Consider the following 18,081-nt stretch of genomic DNA (forward strand, 5'->3'; position numbering starts at 1 on the left):
GGTATTCCTCGTGGGGTCGAGTTTTGAATCCATCGCAAATAACTATACCTTTACGCGTTACTTCCCCGACACGGACACGCTGATCGAGTATCTCAAAGCGAACGAGATCCGCCACGCTTTTATCTTGATAAAAGGTTCACGGGGAAATAAACTGGAAAGGATTACAGAATACTTATAAAACAACAGACCATGAACGACAGAGTTGTCATCATACCGACCTATAACGAAAAAGAGAATATCGAAAACATTCTCCGTTATGTTTTTAAACTGGAACCGAAGTTTGATGTGCTCGTGATAGAGGACAACTCTCCCGACGGCACGGCCCAGATTGTAAAACGTCTGCAATCCGAGTTCCCACAACTTCACATGATCGAACGTAAAGGAAAACTAGGACTCGGAACGGCCTATATCACCGGATTCAAATGGTCTCTGGAACACGGGTATAACTACATCTTCGAGATGGATGCGGATTTCTCCCATAACCCCGATGATCTGGTCAAATTGTATCACGCCTGCGAAAGCGGGGAAGGCGATATGGCGATCGGCTCCCGTTACGTTACAGGTGTTAACGTCGTGAACTGGCCCATGGGACGGGTTCTCATGTCCTATTTTGCCTCCAAATATGTAAGATTCATCACGGGCATGAAAATACATGATGCCACAGCCGGATTCGTTTGTTACACCCGGAAAGTCTTGGAATCCATTGACCTCGATAACATCCGTTTCAAAGGCTACGCCTTCCAGATCGAAATGAAATTCACAGCGTGGACCTTGGGATTCAAGTTGAAAGAAGTCCCCATCATTTTCACAGATCGTACCCTCGGCACGTCCAAAATGAGCGGTGGCATCTTCAACGAGGCCTTTTGGGGTGTCATCACGATGAAACTCCGGAGCTTGGGAAAACGTAAGAAAATTGAAAATGGAGAATGGAGAATGGAAAATTAAGCTACCCCCTCTAACTCCCCCTTACACAGGGGGAGGATGTGCCGCAGAGGAACATTGAAGCGCCTTCTCGCGTTCGTTTCTCCCCTTGTGCAAGGGGGAGCCAGAGGGGGTAGTTAAAGCGTCAGCCTCGTGCGGCCGGAATCTAAAATTTAAAATCTAAAATCTAAAATCAATATGCGTATATTACTTCAAGGCGGAACCATCATAAACGAGGGGAGAACCTTCAAAGGGGATCTCCTGATTCACAACGATCGTATCGAGAAAATCATAGAAGGCGAATTGGATTCAGTTCCTGGGGACATCAAAGTTATCGATACCACGGGGAAATATATTATACCGGGAGTGATTGACGATCAAGTACACTTCCGCGAACCCGGCCTCACGCACAAAGGAGACATCCGGGAAGGTAGCCGGGCGGCAGCAGCCGGGGGCGTGACCTCTTTCATGGATATGCCTAACGTGAAACCACCCACCGTAACCAACGAATTACTTCGGGAAAAACAACAGATAGCCAAGGAGAACGCGGCTGTCAACTACTCGTTCTACCTCGGTGCCACCGTTGACAATATCGACGAGATTAAAAAGGTCGATCCGCACACGACTTGCGGCATTAAAGTTTTCATGGGTTCCTCCACGGGTAATATGCTGGTGGATAGTCGGGAGGCTTTGGAAAAGATATTTGCCGAATCCCCCATTCTTATCGCAACCCATTGCGAGGATTCGCCCACGATAGACCGTAACTTGGAACTATACAAGCAACAGTACGGGGAAGACATTCCTCCTTTCTGCCATCCTTTGATCCGCAGCCGGGAGTGTTGCTACACCAGCTCTTCGCTGGCAGCCGAGCTGGCACGTAAACACAACAGCCGCCTGCACATACTTCATTTAAGCACGAAAGAAGAATTGGAATTACTAGATCAAGGTCCCCGCACCCAAAAACACATCACCGGGGAAGTATGCGTTCACCATCTTTGGTTCAATGATCAGGCCTACCACACCAAAGGCAACCTCGTCAAGTGGAATCCTGCCATCAAAACCGAAGAGGATCGGCAAGCCCTGTTACAAGCCTTGAATGACAACCGTTTGGACATCATCGCCACGGATCACGCTCCCCATCTCCCGGAAGAAAAAGCCGGAGTGTACACCAAATCAGCCAGCGGTGGCCCGATGGTACAACACTCGCTGACCGTCATGTTAGAACTCATGGAGAAAGGCCAGATCACGCTTGAAAACATCGTGGACAAAATGTGTCATGCCCCTGCCGACATTTTCCATGTCGAAGAAAGAGGCTACCTGCGGGAAGGCTACAAGGCTGACATCGCTATTTTCGAAAAACACCCGTGGACCGTGAAGAAAGAAAACTTACTTTACAAATGCGGCTGGTCACCACTCGAAGATATGTCCTTTACCTACCGGGTAAGCATGACGCTCGTGAACGGGCAAATCGTGTACGATCATGGTAAGATCAATGACGACGTGCGCGGGGAAATGCTAACGTTCTATTAATCTACAAAACCAAAAGCACACAGGCCGCAATGAACAACAGGAACAACACGTTCCCCAGCCAACGGGTTCGGTGTGAAATAAAGTATTGAGTAAACATATAAGATAACGGGATCGCTGTAATCAAGGTGATCCCGTGACAATTAAACGGGATAAAAAACAAAGAACTCCCCACGAAAAGCAACATGGACAACATCGACAACATACCCCGCCGTTGCGCCACGATCGCCATCGGGTAGTTCACCACAACATTATACAAGGATACAACGATCAGCACACCGATCACGACAAAAGCGACCACTTTCTCAGGCATTATTTTCCAGAACACTTGTCCGCTTGTCAATGCCTGCACGAACACATCCGGTAATGTTGCCAACCGATCCGTCAGGAAGTAATAACATCCCGTGAAAAATAACGCGGAAAAGATCCCGATAAACAGCGCCACCAAATCCTTCAACGCCGCCCTTCCCGAAAAAGGTAGGACGATAATCGCCCAAACGATCAGCATGATCAATTTCGGGCAAAGCAAAACCGCCAGCGTGGAAAAAAGCCCGAAACCAAACACCGGCGAGTTGGATTGTGTGTTCACGATGGCCGATTGCAAACGAGCCACGGCCAACACAACACACAAAGCTGCCACCAGATAATTACTCACCCCGTAACGACAAATCACACCGATACACAACAAGGCATAAACCACCGCCGGGAGAACCGTGATATGAGACAAAAACTTATACCGATCGGCAACAAAGAATACCAGAAACGACAAGCATAACAAAGCCAGTACCCCAATTTCCTTCCACCACAAACCGCCTTGTTCCTGGAAAGCAGGAATGGAAATAACGCCCAAATCCGGACAAACGGAAAAATCATCCGGTCCGAAAGTAAAACGTAGAAATGCAATTGCTGCCAAAATAAATGGCAGCAAATACAGCATATAAACCCTCTTGGTTTTTAAAATGGCGTTAAATCTCATCATCCACCATTTTACAAATCAAAACCTATATCTCTTCTGAAATTCATCCCGTCGAAATGAATCTTGGCCACGTTCTCGTAAGACTGGGCCAAAGCCTCCCGCATTGTCTTCCCGAACGAACTCACGGCAATCACGCGTCCCCCGTTCGTCACGACCTTCCCGTCTGCCAACTTCGTCCCCGCGTGGAACACGATACTCCCCTTCACGTCCGGTACACCCGTGATCTCCTTTCCTTTCTTGTAATCCCCGGGATACCCCTGAGAAACAAGCATCACGGTCGTACAGAAACGATCATCCAGTTCAAACGCCGCCTGTTCCAGCTCCCCTTTGGCCATCGCCTCGAAAAGAGACAAAATATCCGTTTTCAATCTCGGCATCACCACTTCCGTCTCCGGATCACCCATACGCACGTTATACTCGATCACGTAAGGATCACCACCAACATTCATTAGGCCGAAAAAGACAAATCCCTTGTAGTCAATCCCGTCTTTTTGTAATCCCTCGATCGTGGGGCGCACCACCCTCTCTTCCACCTTCCGGTTGAACTCTTCATTGGCAAACGGCACCGGGGAAACGGCCCCCATACCACCCGTGTTCAACCCCATATCACCCTCACCGATACGCTTGTAGTCTTTGGCAGAACCCAATATTTTATAACTTTTCCCATCCGTCAGTGCGAACACGGAAAGCTCTATACCTTTCAAATACTCCTCGATCACCACCTGATTCCCGGCCTTCCCGAACTTTCCTCCCAACATCAACTCCAACTCCCTCTTCGCCTCTTCCAAATTATCCAGAATCAACACGCCTTTCCCGGCAGCCAACCCGTCCGCTTTCAACACGTAAGGCGGTTTCAACGTCTCCAAAAAAGCAAACCCTTTTTCAAGATTATCCTTCGTCACCGTCAAATAACCGGCTGTCGGGATATGGTGGCGGAACATAAATTCCTTCGCAAAATCCTTACTTCCTTCCAGAATAGCACCCGCTTTTCCCGGTCCCACGATCATCAGTCGGGCAAAACGAGCGTCTGCCTCAAAATAATCCCGAATACCCTCCACCAGAGGATCTTCCGGTCCGACAACTAGCATATCGATAGCGTTATGTTCCACGAAATTTGCCAACGCCTCGAAATCCGTTACCTTGATATTTACATTTTCAGCTATCTCTGCCGTCCCGGCATTTCCCGGAGCAACATATAACTTTGTTAATCTTTCACTCTGATTTATTTTCCACGCCAACGCATGTTCGCGTCCACCGCTACCCAATAATAATACTTTCATCCTATTTTAGTTACAAGTTTACAAGTTACAGGTTACAAGTTGAATCCCGACACGTTCATCGGCAGGTGCGTTATTATTCCCAAGAACCTGTAACATACAACCTGTCAACTTGTAACTCGGCCTTGCCGAAAACACAAAGATAAGGCTTTAGCATAAATCATAAATCATAAATCACAAATAAATTTGGAGTAATTGACGGATTTCTATAACTTTGTTAAAAATCAAGGCCATGAACAGATACACTACCAATGGCGAAGAGGGAGAAATTCTCCCGAATTTACTCGGAATCACGGACGAAGAGACTCTTCACAATGCGGAGTTCGAAGGCTTCTTGATGGCAGAAATCTTGTTCACGGAAAAGCTAACGCCCAAGACAAAATTTTCAGTCAAATACATCTGTGACATTCACCGCACGGCGCTAAAAGAACTCTACTCCTTTGCCGGGCGTTTCCGTTCCGTCAACATTTCCAAAGGCGGATTCGTGTTCCCGGCCGGAAGATTTATCCCGGATAGTATGCGCATTTTCGAAGAAGAAATTCTTTCCCAACTCCCTGATCACTACACCAGTCAACAAGCTCTGATAAAAGACATCGCCAAAGTACACGGTGAATTACTCTTCATCCACCCGTTCCGGGAAGGCAACGGCAGAACATCTCGTATTCTCGCCAACCTCATGGCACGAAAACAAGGTTATCCCGGCTTAAACTTCAAAAGGATTGATTTTAATGAATATATTATCGCTGTTCAGCAAGTAGCACGAAAAGACTACTCCAGAATGGAGCAGATTATCGCTTACACATTTTAAGCTTCAAATCCACCCGCTCCAAAATAGTATAAGCAGTTTCTTGGGAAATCTTTATCCCTTCCAGTTGAAACGAGGCAATCATTCCTTGCAAAATCTCTTCCCGAACCGTGGCATTTTTTACAAGCTGCGGCATCTTTTCTTTTATTTTTTCCATATTACAAATATACGACTTTTCCCCTTATTATCAAAGCAATTCATCCACAAATTCCCCTCTTTTTAACCTGAAACTTGCAACCTGTAACCACCCTACGATCACCTCCACGTTTCCTCCACCGTGTAATTCAAAAAGCGATTAAAAGGCTGCATCAGTAAAAGTCGCTCCACACACCGTTCAACCACGTCTTCCCCCTCGAAAAACGAATCGGGAACATAATTCGATACCGTGTAAGATTTGTATTTCAACAAATCCCCTTCCGGAAAATCGGCAGAAAAAGGTGCAGGCACCTTTTTCAACTTCTCCCCCTCCAACACGTAATGTTTTTGGAACTCCGCATCCCGGATAATTCCCGTAAACTCATCTATATTATCATACACGTCTTTCCGCAAAGCCTTCAGCAACGATGGTTCCGGACACCAAATACCACCCCCTATCATACAATTCCCCGGTTCTATATGCACGTAATATCCCGCCCGGGGACTTTGCTTACCACCCTTCACCATGTATGCCCCGATATGCGTCTTATAAGGTTCCTTATTGGGTGAAAACCGGACATCCCGGTAAATTCTGAAAATACAATCTTTCGCCGTCAACCCGTCCACGTCCGGCTCCGTCACGGCCAATGCCGGAATTACCCGGTTAATGAAATCCTCATGTCCGGCCTTTACAGCCAAATACCACTCTTTATGCGCATTAAACCACTCCCGGTTATTATTCTCCCTCAACTCTTCCAAAAACCGGAACACTTCCGCCATTGAAAAGTTACAAGTTACAGGTTCTTTCATTTTCAATTCTCCATTTTCAATTTTCAATTTCTCGGCACCCATTTCACCTCTTCCAGCCCGCAATCCTTTGCCAGCTTACGCCCCAGCACGAACAAATAATCGGAAAGGCGATTCACATACCGCACGATAATATCCTCCACCTCTATTTCCTCGCTCATATCAATAATCCGGCGTTCCACCCGACGGCAAACCGTACGGGCAATATGACAAGCCGACACCTCCGGCCGTCCTCCCGGCAACACAAAATATTGCAGTGGCGGCAACTCCTCGTCCATCTTGTCTATCGCCCTCTCCAAAAAAGCCACGTCCTCATCCGTGCAAGGCAATTTTTTCTGCATATTACTCACAGCCGTGTCCGTCGCCAAGTTTGCCCCGACCACGAACAGCACGTTTTGAATCTCGATCAACTGTTTCACACTCTCCCCATCAATCGGGTACGACCGAATCATCCCCAAATGACTGTTCAACTCGTCAACACCCCCGTAAGCCTCTAACCTCACGTTATTCTTTGCCACCCGGGTTCCCCCGATCAAAGCCGTCGTCCCCTTATCTCCTGTTTTCGTGTAAACTTTCATACTGATTTTAGATTTTAAATTTTAGATTCCAACCGCACAAACCCTACCCCTTCCATTCTAACTTTTATCTTTTAGTCTTTATCTTTTAACTTAAATAATCACATTATACTTTCCCTTCTGCAATCTCGTGTCAAAGAACACGATCCCGTACCACATCATGTCGATCGAAACAGTCCCCTCCTGCCTTAATTGTCGCCATGCCAACGAATTAAAATGCCCCTTGTAAATATCTTTAATCACTATACATAGCGGGCCTCGCCTGCGCACTCGCAAAACCTCTTCCCAAGTTTCATCCCAATCCTCCTCGAACGCTCTCCCCAAGAAAACCATATCGATCTCGCGACCTTTCAAATCTCCCGGCTTCACCTGTTCCGTGTACTCGGCCCCCGGACATGCACATCCCCCGTTCAACAACACCATCTGTTTCGAAACAGCCGCCAGATACATGGAAACCCACGGCGATCGAACCCCGACACACAGCACGTTCCGGTAAGAAAAATATTCTGCCAACCGAAAAAGTAAACGATACAATTTCCGCTCTTTCTCCCGAATATTTCCCTTCGATTCAATTCGTTCAAAATCGTAATAAACCGCTTTTTCCTTTATGACATTCGTGATCAAATCAAAAACGAACGGGGAATGTACCCCGTATCCCCTTTTATGTCGAAAACGAATGGCATGTTTAAATCGTTGTTTTAAATAATTATACATCTCCCGGTAAACTGTCTGTCCAAATTATTTATTCCACGAAATTAAAATTTATTCCCGATATGCTCAACTAAAGTCATCTATTTTTTTTACTTTCGTTCGAGAAATGAACCATCGAAAACTTGTATTTTGGAACTGGCAGGACTGAACATAAAATTCGTACCGGGTGTTGGAGAGAAAAGAGCCTCGTTGCTGGAGCAGGAAATGGGCATCCAAAGCTACGAGGATATGCTCTATTACATCCCCTACAAATACATTGACCGAACCCGTGTCTACACGATCCGGGAACTTACATCAGACCTCCCCTATATTCAGGTAAAAGCTAAAATCACGAACCTCACGTCCGTCGGCGTGGGCAAACAGACGCGCATGGTCGCCACGGCCTACGACGGAACCGGGGAATTGGAACTCGTGTGGTTCACGGGCCACAAATACCTCTCCAGCCAAATCACCCCCGACAAGGAGTACCTGATTTTCGGCAAACCCACCATCTTCAACCACAAGATGAACATCGTCCACCCGGAAATGGACCTGTACGAAACGAGTGCCAAGCAACTCGTAGGTTTCCAAGCCATCTACCCGACCACGGAGAAGATGAAAAAAAGTTACCTGACCTCCCGGCTGATCAACAAGATACAAGCGAATATTTTCAAAGCTATCAACGGCAGGATTCAAGAAACCCTCCCGGCATGGTTCATCAAAAAACACAACTTGATCTACCTGCACGAGGCCTTGTACAACATCCATTTCCCGGAAAACCCGGATATGCTCCGCAAGGCACAATACCGGCTTAAATTTGAAGAGTTGTTCTACATTCAGCTCAATATACTGAAACTGAAATTTAACCGCAAGGCAGCCTTCCAAGGCCATCTCTTTACCACGGTCGGGGATTATTTCAACAATTTTTACCACAATCACCTACCCTTTCCTCTGACCGACGCGCAGAAACGGGTTATTAAAGAAATCCGTTCCGATTGTGGTTCCGGCAAGCAAATGAACCGCCTGTTGCAGGGAGACGTGGGAAGCGGCAAAACCCTTGTCGCCGTGATGTGCATGCTGATCGCTCTCGACAACGGTTACCAAGCCGCCATCATGGCCCCGACGGAGATTCTCGCCACCCAACATTACGAAACCATATCCGGGCTTCTGAAGGACACCCCGATTAGCGTCGGCCTACTCACAGGTTCCACCAAGAAAAAAGAAAGGGAAATCATTCACGAGGCCCTGTCCGACGGACGTCTGCAAATCCTGATCGGGACTCACGCTCTACTGGAAGACGTGGTGAATTTTAAAAACGTGGGACTTGTCGTTATCGACGAGCAGCATCGTTTCGGTGTTGCCCAGCGAGCTAAACTGTGGCAAAAGAACACAATTCCCCCACACATGCTGGTCATGACGGCCACTCCCATTCCCCGGACTCTCGCCATGACCCTCTACGGCGATCTAGATGTATCGGTGATCGACCAACTTCCTCCCGGCCGGAAACCTATCACCACACATCATGCATTCGAGGCAAGACGCCTGCAAGTCTATAAATTCATCCAGAAAGAACTGGAACTCGGCAGGCAGGCTTACATCGTGTACCCCATGATCTCCGAATCGGAAAAGATGGATTACCGGAACTTGGAAGAGGGCTATGAACACGTGATGAGTTATTTCGCCCCCTTGGGATACACGGCGGACATCGTTCACGGGAAACTCAAACCGACAGAGAAAGAGGAACACATGAGGCGTTTCGTATCGGGAGAAACCCGTATTCTCGTGGCAACCACCGTGATCGAAGTCGGGGTGAATGTTCCCAATGCCTCCATCATGGTCATTGAAAGTGCCGAACGTTTCGGACTATCCCAATTGCACCAGCTGCGCGGGCGTGTAGGACGGGGAGCCGAACAATCATACTGTATTCTGATGACCTCCTACAAACTGTCTAACGAGTCCCGTAAAAGGATCGAGACCATGACCTCCACGAATGATGGCTTTGAGATTGCCGAAGTCGATTTAAAACTACGCGGTCCGGGAGACATCGAAGGAACACAACAAAGCGGGTTGACTTGCAACCTGAGAGTTGCCAATCTCGGTAAGGACGGGCGTATCCTGAACGAGGCAGCCCAAGCGGCCACGATTATTCTGGAAGACGATCCCCTCCTACAAAAAGAAGAGAATCAAACCTTTGCCACCCAAGTCAAACGTCTTTTCAAAACCAAAATCAACTGGAGATATATCAGTTAAAACCCCAAAAATAGTTACGTCTCCATTTTCACTATCATCCAAGTACCCCGCCCGTTCAACCCAACAATCCAAGCAGAACAAGCCTAAGACGATGGGAGTCAGCGACTAAGCAATGGCATATTTCATAATAATGAATAGATCTGTTCCGGACGAATACCGTCATGAACCTTATAGATACCTTATAGAAACCTTATATGAACCTTATATATAATAAGGTTCATAAAGTATATTTACAATTTAATTAAAATACTATATCCGGTATTCATCCGAATTTTATCAGTTAGTATAAATGCATTCTTTATTCACGTCCCCATTTACAGGCAACGAACTCTCCCTTTACCTTCAACGTGCCAATACAAAAACGGCGAATAGATTCCCGTTATCACGCAACAAAAGGGCACAAAAAAAAGGACGCCCGAAGACGTCCTTTCATTATCTGAACCGAAAAAAATTAGTCGATAGCTACAACAGCTTTCATCATCTTTTTCGTGTTTTTCATCAACTTAGCCTTGTTCTGACCATCCATTAAATACCAAGATTCTTCTTCCGGGAAATATTGGAATTCAGCAACAGCATCAGTCTCTTCACTTGCAACTACCATCTTATTCAAAGATTTAGTTACATGGTAAGGATGTCCGGCGTACATTACTTGACCTTCTTCCACGTCTCCGGCTTTCATAGCAACCGGATTCTGGCCACCCCAGAACTCGATAGAGTTGAAGATCAAGACATCACCCAAGCAGCACAACTCGTACGCCGGAAGGATACACAATCCCAAGAATACTAACTCGTTCACGAATTTAGCGTTAGACACTTGTCCGTTCCAGTTATGTAACTTAGAAGTCAAAGAAAAAGAACCATAACATCCTGTGAAAGCTACTGATGACACCGCGATCATCACAACAGCAATCATTTGATTAAAACTTTTTTTCATAACCTATGCTTTAAATTTAATTAGTTTTACGAAGGTAACGCTTTTTGTTACGAAACTAAAGCACTTTTTGTTATTTTTTCTTGTAGAATTTTTTCGGAGCAATCATTAATTCCGGACGGAGCACGTTATCCAGCTCTTCCTTCGTCAATAATTTTTCTTCCAAAACCAAGTCGTAAACACTTCTGTTTTCTGTCAAAGCTCTCTTGGCGATACGAGATGAATTTTCGTAACCTAAAGTCGGGTTCAAAGCAGTAACGATACCGATACTGTTCATCACCATATCTTTACAACGGTCAACGTTAGCAGTGATGCCGTCGATACACAAAATTCTCAAACGATCCATAACCTTGGTCAACATCTGCATGGAGTTGAACAAAGCGTAAACGATTACCGGCTCCATCACGTTCAATTCCAACTGACCGGCCTCGGCAGCCATCATCACGGTCGTGTCGTTACCGATCACGCGGAAACAAACCTGGTTAACCACTTCCGGGATAACCGGATTCACTTTACCCGGCATGATAGAAGATCCCGGTTGCATCGGGGGCAAATTGATCTCGTTCAAACCACATCTCGGACCACTGGACAACAAACGCAAATCGTTACATACCTTAGACAATTGAACGCAGAAACGTTTCAATTCTGAAGAGTAAGACACGCAAGCACCCGTGTCAGGAGTTGCAGCAATCAAGTTCGGGGCCAAAATGAACTCTTCACCACTGATGATACGAAGTTCGCGAGCGCAGATTTCAGCGTATTCCGGTTCTGAGTTGATACCTGTACCGATAGCCGTAGCACCCATATTCTCTACCAAGAACAATTTAGCAGCCGCATTCAAACGCTCGATATTTTCTTCCAACGTGTAAGCGTATGCCTCGAACTCTTGGCCCAAAGTCATCGGAACGGCATCCTGAAGTTGGGTACGCCCCATTTTCAACACGTGTTCGAATTCTTTTGCTTTTCTTCTGAAAGAATCAACCAACAATTTAATTTCAGCTACCACTTCTTTATTGGTCAGGATAATTGCCAAGTGGAATGATGTAGGATAAGCGTCATTCGTTGATTGAGAAAGATTCACATGATTATTCGGGTGGCAATATTGGTATTCACCTTTCTGATGTCCCAACAGTTCCAAAGCACGATTGGCAACGACCTCGTTGATATTCATATTCGTGGAAGTTCCGGCTCCACCTTGAACCATATCTACCGGGAACTGGTCAGCCAACTTACCATCGATGATTTCCTCGCAAGCTGCGGTGATGGCATTTGTAATATCAGCAGGAATCAATCCCAATTCAAAGTTTGCTTTTGCAGCAGCCCATTTCACCATAGCCAAAGCCTTCACGTAGTTCGGGAACATTCCGATCGTGTAATTACTGATACCAGCAAAGTTCTCGATAGCTCTCAAAGTTTGAACGCCATAATACGCATCCATTGGCACTTCTTTGTTGCCTAGTAAATCATGTTCTATTCTTGTTTTCATAACTTTATAGATTAATTATTTCCAAATACGTTTGAATTTCTTTCAAGTTTCACCCGATCGTTAAAAACAATAACTAAATGTCTCTCGTCCATAACAAACGACCCGAAGAAAATTAATCCGGCAAAGGTATAAAGTTAATAGTATAAAGCCAAATTTTAACCCATAATTTACGCTCCGTTTTTAGAAATACATATCTCTAAAAATCAATCATATATACAAATATTTAACAAAATAAAGCTCGCCGCAATCCTTTTTTACAAACGTTTTCGATAACAGAGGTAAACTTACCCCTCGTCATCGATAAGATTTATCACGATTTTTGCCAGTGACGAACGGTATTTCTCCTCGGCATAAGGCGTATGTTTCCCTTTAACATCATACCAAATAACGACTTCTCCCCCTACTCCTTTTTCCGGGAAAAACATCATTTCACCCGATTCCGGGTCGTATTTCCATTTCCCGACACCCTCTTCTTCATATTCGAACACGCCATTCCCCAGACAATGTTTCTCATCGATCCACATTCTAAAGCTCGTTAAATCAAGATTATCATAACTGGCATTCGGTCGGTCTCCACCAAGCTGGTAAGCCACGTCGTTATCCAAAGGACGTACGATAACGGGACCACGGCGATGGTCATAAATATCATCCTCAGAACTAGCCCCGTACAAGGGGGTTATTCGTAGATTCCGGATAATATTCGTGTAAGCCGTGAGCTGCCCCGTCGATGCCATGAAACCGATCACCAGTTTCGAAGGTCTTTCAAGCGCCAGCTCGGTTTGGGGTGGATTCGAATAATAAACTACCGTGGGATATTCACCGGCAACAAGCTGGAAAGGAAGGCCATTCTCGGTATATTGCAAAGAGGAGGGATAAGTGTAATCCTCAATCACGACCGTTTTTTCCGTTTCATGCTGGATGGTTACCGTGATCCGGAATCCACCCCCAACGATATTCGGTTCCAAGGCAATAATTGCTTTCCGGTAAGCACTTTCACCGGAATGATGAAATTCCTTTCCCCCGGCAATACAGAAAGGTTTATCGATTCTCGGTGTCACGTACTGTTCATATTCCCCGGTTTGGGTGTTCAACCTGAATCCGGCCTTGTTTCTCAACCCATCGGAATAAGGGTCTTCCAGGCCGGTCTTCTCGTTCCACCCCGTGTGGCGAGTGATGAGAACGGGAAAACCCCAGCGACCATCTTGTATTCGGTGAGTTTTTTGAGACGTGGTTATCACTTTTTCGTCCCTTCCCGCGGCTCCCCGAATCGTCACGTTACTCCGGGTATTATACGTTTCAGACTGAATATTAGCGATCCCGGCACTCCCGTACGGTATCCCGTTTCTCATTTCGTAATTGTCGAAACGCCAATTTTTAAAATGTCCCTGATCCAAGGCCACCGCAAGGAATCCTCCCTTAATCCCGGTAATCGAAGTTACACCATATCTAATATCCGTGTGTGCCGACCGTCGATGAGTATAACCAAACCCGGCCCCCTCAGCCCCGTATTTTAAGTTCGCACCTATATATTCATTCGTGGTCGCATCGACAAGAAACATACAAATACCATCTGTAACACCTGCCTCTCCCACGTTCGTGTACATCATAATATACTCGAACTCGATCAACAACCCGTCTTCCGTGGAGAAAATATATTCCGGTAAATAAAATGCCCCGATCTCTTCCTTACCTTCCGTTAATTGTAATCCCCAAACACTTTCTGCCGCTCGGTTCTTTCTCTTGTAGTTTCCTTTTGAATCCCAACCGGAAGCCCCGGGTTCATTGGGTTCGGGAAACGTGATTTTAGTCAGGTTACCATCTAAAAACGACCGGAAAAAAGGGAGTGGTCCTTCAAGGGTCTGCGCCGATAAACCGGAACACATTCCCCACATAAACAAGCAAAAGAATAATCTCTTTACCATATATCATTATGTTAGTGAATATCAATAATCTTTAATACAACGAACGGGAAAAGCGTACGAACGATCAGCGGCATTAAAATCAACCCCGCTTTTATATATAAAAAGATAGTCAGCAATATACCCGCCATTCACCGAATAGGGTGTAGAGGCCCAATAATAACCGTAGGCTCCCACATGTACCACATCCCCATTACCATCCGGATAACGTTGCCCGGCCGAGGGCAGGAAGACCGTCCCAGAAGGGGGAGTTGTTCTATTGGCAGGTGTTGCCATTGATCCAGTCACGTTCGCCCCCAGAAACCAACCGCTTTCGGGGTCGAAGTTCCCATGTAAATAGTTTCCAGCATCCCGATTCAACTCGGCCGTCATGTTAACAAACCCACCCATAGATACCGTTTTTATCCCGGTTTCTTCGTACAACAATTCCAGTTCGGCATTTGTCGGTAAACGCCATTCACCCTCAACCCATCCTTTACCTCCCGGCCCACTGGAAATATAGCGACATATATCACCGACACCCACGTTTTCATTGAACCCGGTATTACCGGAGTAACCCGCAAAAGCGTCCACGTCCTCGCCAGTACCAGAAGGCATAGAAAAGTTGAAATTCGAATGAGCGTATGGGATTTTATCCCACCCGATCAAACCACCTTTCCAATCAGACGGGTTCAGATGGGGCGGATAATAAACGGCTTGCACCTCCGGGTCATAAGGATTACCGGCAGAAGCCAACGCAATCAGTGACCCCCATTTGAAAAATACCCCTTGGGACCAAGCGGGAATATCCCGGTTATCTTCGGCAGTCACGGCAAAAGTCAGTACCCCGGCATTTAACACGACATTGCTCCGGGCAAACATTTCCGCAATCGGAACCCTTCTCACGGTCAGGGTATCCCGCAGACGCCCTGCCGTGAACTCGATCTGCCCCGTCACGTAATCACGCCCGCTACCCGGGGAGAACACGGACGAAATCACCAGTTCCAAACCGCTCCCGTTTATATCTGCCCCCTTCGTGACGGACTGTCCCCCGGCCAAGCGCAACCAAGTATTTGTTTCCGAATGGAGAACTTTTGCCTCCCAAGCCCCATGATAATCAGAACTTACCCGATACGTGAGTTGCCGACTCACACCATAAGGTAGGTCCAGCGTGCGACTTTCCACTCCCATAAAGAATTGACCGTCATAAACAATGTGGTTTATCCCTTCCAGATTCACCACCAATATTGACGTTTTCAAATTCGATAACACGCCAAACGAGCGAAGAGCCTCCTCAAAAGTCCGGTAACCGATTCCCTCGGCATCGGTTACGGTAACAACATACTTGTGATTACGATACAGCGGCATATATGCAATATCTATCGGCAATTCAGATTCCAGCGTGAAGTCCACCCGGTAATAATAATCCTCGCCCATGTATTTTCCTTTAATAATCAGGCAAACCCCGTTACCCGGATCATCTTTCACGTTTTTAACAGCCTCATAGGTATAGATTTCTCCCGCCATCAAGGCTCCGGGGGCGTTAATGGCCTGTTTGTACTCGTATTTCATTGCCGCTTCTTCTACACCCGGTTGTTTTCCGGAAGGGACGGGGATCATCGGATTCTCATTTGTCGCATAAGGATTCGGAACAAGCACGCCATCCGTTTCGTTCCATTTCGGGGCGATATACCCGGAAGTATTATAGTTCACCAAATAAATCTCTTCCAACTTGAAGATCTCTCCGCTAACCTTGTTTTCCACGTCCACACGAGCCAACATCCAAGTCAACGAAACCGACACTATATAACCCGGCACAAGTCCCTCCATTACCACTTCTCCGTACATGGGTAGCGGGGTATATCCCGGTACACGCACGTTCCATTTATAAGAATCATTCTCATCTTTGAATGTATTAAAAGTCAGAGCTTTCAATATATCCTGTTTTTCCGCATCTGCCGGATTACTTTCCAAGGCATGCCGAACCGCCCCCGCTGCATTCACGACAACCACGATTAAACCGACTTGGTCATCTTTGGTAAGGTTCAGACTAAATTTCACTTTATAGTCTGCCCCCGATGATTCCTGCCTAAAATCGATCACGTTCAGATGTCGAAATAGTTTTGCCGATGGAGTAGACTGGTCAAAGAACAAAAGATCCAACTCCCGTACCGCAGCCTCCCCGTTATCCCCCTCTATCGAGCGGGTAAGGGGGACTTCAAATCCCGGAATAACTAGTTCTATATCTATAACTTTCCCTAACTGATCCGGTCCATCCAACTTATCATGTACACACCCCAGTAATCCCGCCAAGAGTAACACTCTCACCAAGCTAAACCGTTTCCATATTATGAATCGTTCCATCATATTTTACTCGTAATTTATCATGAACGGGTAACCCGAATTATTTTAATCAGGTTTCCCGCTTTAATTTCAACCAAAGCGTAATACCCCGCGGGAACACTATTCAAACTTGTCTTTGCGATAAACTCGATATTCCGAGATAAATCCCCGTCCACGCCTGACATATTAACCGCCAGCCAATCCCGTCCCCCGGCGGTAGCCTCCAAGGGATGATTATCTTTATCATAGTAACTAATCTCACCCAACCGCACCCCCTTCGGAAATCCCCGGTCACCCCTGTTATAATTCGTCTCCACCGAGATCGTGACAGCATCACCCGCAAGCCCGACATGAAGAACATCCCGACTTACCCGCAGGTAATACTGGGGATCAATGATTGTTCCTTGTCCCGCCTCGGTCCACGGAAGTACGGCCTGCTCAAATTGTACCGTCTTTTCTTTCACCGTACCGATGATCCGGTAGACATTATTACGCCGGATCTCGGTAAGCACCCGTGGGGTGCCTCCACCTTCCGGAGTAAACTCCGTGAGTGCGGTTCGGGTTCCTCTCTCTCCGTCCGGGGAAGTGATTCCCCGGATGTCCAAAAACAATTTATTCCGATCATCGGCAACCTCGTAAGTTCGTTCCGGCGTGTAGAACATACATATCCGTCGCGGGGCATCCGATAGTTCCAACACGTTTGCATCTCGGTAATTCCAAACGACGTGTTCGAAACCGGAAGTGGGTGTTTGCATATAACCAAAATTATTCTCGATCTCTAAGCCGGTCTGGAAACGGGTTTTATCGGCTTCTGTCCCCGTCACCAGATAGCCCTTCCCGTAAGTATTCTCCAAGAGTACCCTAGAATTCATGGACGTGGAAAGCCGGGCGAAAGCGATTTCGTCGGCTTTCTTCAACCAGAGTTCGACACGGGCCACAGCCCGTTCAATCGTGATCTTCTCGTTGGCCGTGACGTTTTCCTCCACCACGATTTTCCGTTTCACCCCGGACATCGGGATCCCAAACATCAAGGGTTGCACGTGATCAAAACTAAAGGCATCATCCATCCGGAAAAGCATCTCTTCCAGTTGTTCCGGGACAATGACCGCATTCAGTACACTCGTCATGACCTGAGGTTCGTTCACTACCACGACAAGCATTTTATCCGGATTCGTCTTCACTTCCAGAGTGGTTTTAAATCGGGTTGCATCACGTTCCTCGTCACCCAAGACTACGAACTCGTTTATGTCCAACGTCGGGGAAACAGAGGCATCATCGAACACGACAAAACGAACCGTTCGAACAAAATCATGTTCATCGGCCCCCCGCACGAGTATTTCCACGTCGATCTTTCCTCGCGAACCGAGAGATTCTCTCCCACCATCCTCCGAACGCTCCCCGATACAGGCCACCCAAAAGAACAGAACCCAAACGATATGTAACATATTGCTTTTCATACA

15 protein-coding genes are annotated in these 18,081 nt (G+C 46.6%); 4 read left to right on the forward strand and 11 right to left on the reverse strand.

Annotated elements, in window-relative coordinates; genetic code table 11:
- Positions 1-189: 189 nt before the first annotated feature.
- Together AB5542_RS11280 and AB5542_RS11285 are read left to right on the forward strand one after the other, a co-directional pair.
- Positions 190-945, forward strand: a complete 756-nt coding sequence (locus AB5542_RS11280; RefSeq protein ID WP_087420918.1) for a polyprenol monophosphomannose synthase — start codon at positions 190-192, stop codon at positions 943-945.
- A gap of 174 nt (positions 946-1,119) precedes the next feature.
- A complete protein-coding gene (locus AB5542_RS11285; protein ID WP_279037647.1) occupies positions 1,120-2,451 on the forward strand; it encodes a dihydroorotase in 1,332 nt (443 codons plus the stop codon).
- 1 nt (position 2,452) lies between these two features.
- On the opposite strand, the gene AB5542_RS11290 is transcribed toward AB5542_RS11285, so the two are convergent.
- Entirely contained in the window at positions 2,453-3,427 is a 975-nt protein-coding gene (locus tag AB5542_RS11290; RefSeq protein ID WP_140402579.1) for a hypothetical protein, read from the reverse strand.
- Between the two features lie 8 nt (positions 3,428-3,435).
- Positions 3,436-4,704 (reverse strand): phosphoribosylamine--glycine ligase, encoded by a 1,269-nt coding sequence (gene purD / locus AB5542_RS11295; RefSeq protein WP_279037645.1) that lies wholly within the window; start codon positions 4,702-4,704, stop codon positions 3,436-3,438.
- A gap of 229 nt (positions 4,705-4,933) precedes the next feature.
- On the opposite strand from purD, the gene AB5542_RS11300 reads away from it, so the two are divergent.
- Complete coding sequence (locus AB5542_RS11300) at positions 4,934-5,509, forward strand: Fic/DOC family protein (protein ID WP_087420914.1); 576 nt, start codon at positions 4,934-4,936, stop codon at positions 5,507-5,509.
- On the opposite strand, the gene AB5542_RS11305 is transcribed toward AB5542_RS11300, so the two are convergent.
- From AB5542_RS11305 to AB5542_RS11320, 4 genes are all read right to left on the reverse strand, one after another.
- Positions 5,490-5,663, reverse strand: a complete 174-nt coding sequence (locus tag AB5542_RS11305; protein ID WP_162613761.1) for a hypothetical protein — start codon at positions 5,661-5,663, stop codon at positions 5,490-5,492. The two genes, AB5542_RS11300 and AB5542_RS11305, sit on opposite strands and share 20 nt — an antisense overlap.
- Positions 5,664-5,761: 98 nt before the next feature.
- Positions 5,762-6,451 (reverse strand): DUF2461 domain-containing protein, encoded by a 690-nt coding sequence (locus AB5542_RS11310; RefSeq protein ID WP_279037641.1) that lies wholly within the window; start codon positions 6,449-6,451, stop codon positions 5,762-5,764.
- Positions 6,452-6,474: 23 nt separating this feature from the next.
- Entirely contained in the window at positions 6,475-7,026 is a 552-nt protein-coding gene (locus tag AB5542_RS11315; RefSeq protein ID WP_087420913.1) for a cob(I)yrinic acid a,c-diamide adenosyltransferase, read from the reverse strand.
- A 90-nt stretch (positions 7,027-7,116) separates the two neighbouring features.
- Positions 7,117-7,737 (reverse strand): hypothetical protein, encoded by a 621-nt coding sequence (locus AB5542_RS11320; protein WP_279037638.1) that lies wholly within the window; start codon positions 7,735-7,737, stop codon positions 7,117-7,119.
- A gap of 123 nt (positions 7,738-7,860) precedes the next feature.
- Between AB5542_RS11320 and recG the strand changes: the two genes are divergently transcribed.
- Positions 7,861-9,963: an ATP-dependent DNA helicase RecG gene (recG, locus tag AB5542_RS11325; protein ID WP_279037886.1), complete on the forward strand. Its 2,103-nt coding sequence runs from the start codon at positions 7,861-7,863 to the stop codon at positions 9,961-9,963.
- Between the two features lie 451 nt (positions 9,964-10,414).
- Here recG and AB5542_RS11330 read toward each other — a convergent pair whose 3' ends face one another.
- The 5 genes from AB5542_RS11330 to AB5542_RS11350 all read right to left on the reverse strand — a co-directional run bounded on the left by AB5542_RS11330 (position 10,415) and on the right by AB5542_RS11350 (position 18,078).
- Complete coding sequence (locus AB5542_RS11330) at positions 10,415-10,897, reverse strand: DUF3332 domain-containing protein (RefSeq protein WP_087420910.1); 483 nt, start codon at positions 10,895-10,897, stop codon at positions 10,415-10,417.
- A 70-nt stretch (positions 10,898-10,967) separates the two neighbouring features.
- Entirely contained in the window at positions 10,968-12,380 is a 1,413-nt protein-coding gene (gene aspA / locus AB5542_RS11335) for an aspartate ammonia-lyase (RefSeq protein ID WP_279037636.1), read from the reverse strand.
- Positions 12,381-12,664: 284 nt separating this feature from the next.
- Positions 12,665-14,302 carry a hypothetical protein gene (locus AB5542_RS11340; protein WP_279037635.1) on the reverse strand — a complete coding sequence of 546 codons (1,638 nt, stop codon included), beginning with the start codon at positions 14,300-14,302 and terminating at the stop codon, positions 12,665-12,667.
- 21 nt (positions 14,303-14,323) lie between these two features.
- Positions 14,324-16,642, reverse strand: coding sequence for an FISUMP domain-containing protein (locus AB5542_RS11345; RefSeq protein ID WP_279037633.1), 2,319 nt, complete (start codon positions 16,640-16,642; stop codon positions 14,324-14,326).
- Between the two features lie 20 nt (positions 16,643-16,662).
- Positions 16,663-18,078: a hypothetical protein gene (locus AB5542_RS11350; RefSeq protein WP_279037631.1), complete on the reverse strand. Its 1,416-nt coding sequence runs from the start codon at positions 18,076-18,078 to the stop codon at positions 16,663-16,665.
- Positions 18,079-18,081 lie beyond the last annotated feature (3 nt).

This window comes from Butyricimonas sp. RTP31003st1_G1_RTP31003_210430, assembly GCF_040920905.1.
GTDB classification, from domain to species: Bacteria; Bacteroidota; Bacteroidia; order Bacteroidales; family Marinifilaceae; genus Butyricimonas; species Butyricimonas paravirosa.

What these genes read in the sequence shown, in the direction of transcription:
- purD (WP_279037645.1), bottom strand. Translation starts at nt 4,704, where the DNA reads ATGAAAGTATTATTATTGGGTAGCGGTGGACGCGAACATGCGTTGGCG.
- AB5542_RS11310 (WP_279037641.1), bottom strand. Translation starts at nt 6,451, where the DNA reads ATGAAAGAACCTGTAACTTGTAACTTTTCAATGGCGGAAGTGTTCCGG.
- AB5542_RS11300 (WP_087420914.1), top strand. Translation starts at nt 4,934, where the DNA reads ATGAACAGATACACTACCAATGGCGAAGAGGGAGAAATTCTCCCGAAT.
- AB5542_RS11315 (WP_087420913.1), bottom strand. Translation starts at nt 7,026, where the DNA reads ATGAAAGTTTACACGAAAACAGGAGATAAGGGGACGACGGCTTTGATC.
- AB5542_RS11320 (WP_279037638.1), bottom strand. Translation starts at nt 7,737, where the DNA reads ATGTATAATTATTTAAAACAACGATTTAAACATGCCATTCGTTTTCGA.
- aspA (WP_279037636.1), bottom strand. Translation starts at nt 12,380, where the DNA reads ATGAAAACAAGAATAGAACATGATTTACTAGGCAACAAAGAAGTGCCA.
- AB5542_RS11280 (WP_087420918.1), top strand. Translation starts at nt 190, where the DNA reads ATGAACGACAGAGTTGTCATCATACCGACCTATAACGAAAAAGAGAAT.
- AB5542_RS11330 (WP_087420910.1), bottom strand. Translation starts at nt 10,897, where the DNA reads ATGAAAAAAAGTTTTAATCAAATGATTGCTGTTGTGATGATCGCGGTG.
- AB5542_RS11350 (WP_279037631.1), bottom strand. Translation starts at nt 18,078, where the DNA reads ATGAAAAGCAATATGTTACATATCGTTTGGGTTCTGTTCTTTTGGGTG.
- AB5542_RS11285 (WP_279037647.1), top strand. Translation starts at nt 1,120, where the DNA reads ATGCGTATATTACTTCAAGGCGGAACCATCATAAACGAGGGGAGAACC.
- AB5542_RS11340 (WP_279037635.1), bottom strand. Translation starts at nt 14,302, where the DNA reads ATGGTAAAGAGATTATTCTTTTGCTTGTTTATGTGGGGAATGTGTTCC.
- AB5542_RS11290 (WP_140402579.1), bottom strand. Translation starts at nt 3,427, where the DNA reads ATGATGAGATTTAACGCCATTTTAAAAACCAAGAGGGTTTATATGCTG.
- AB5542_RS11345 (WP_279037633.1), bottom strand. Translation starts at nt 16,642, where the DNA reads ATGGAACGATTCATAATATGGAAACGGTTTAGCTTGGTGAGAGTGTTA.
- AB5542_RS11305 (WP_162613761.1), bottom strand. Translation starts at nt 5,663, where the DNA reads ATGGAAAAAATAAAAGAAAAGATGCCGCAGCTTGTAAAAAATGCCACG.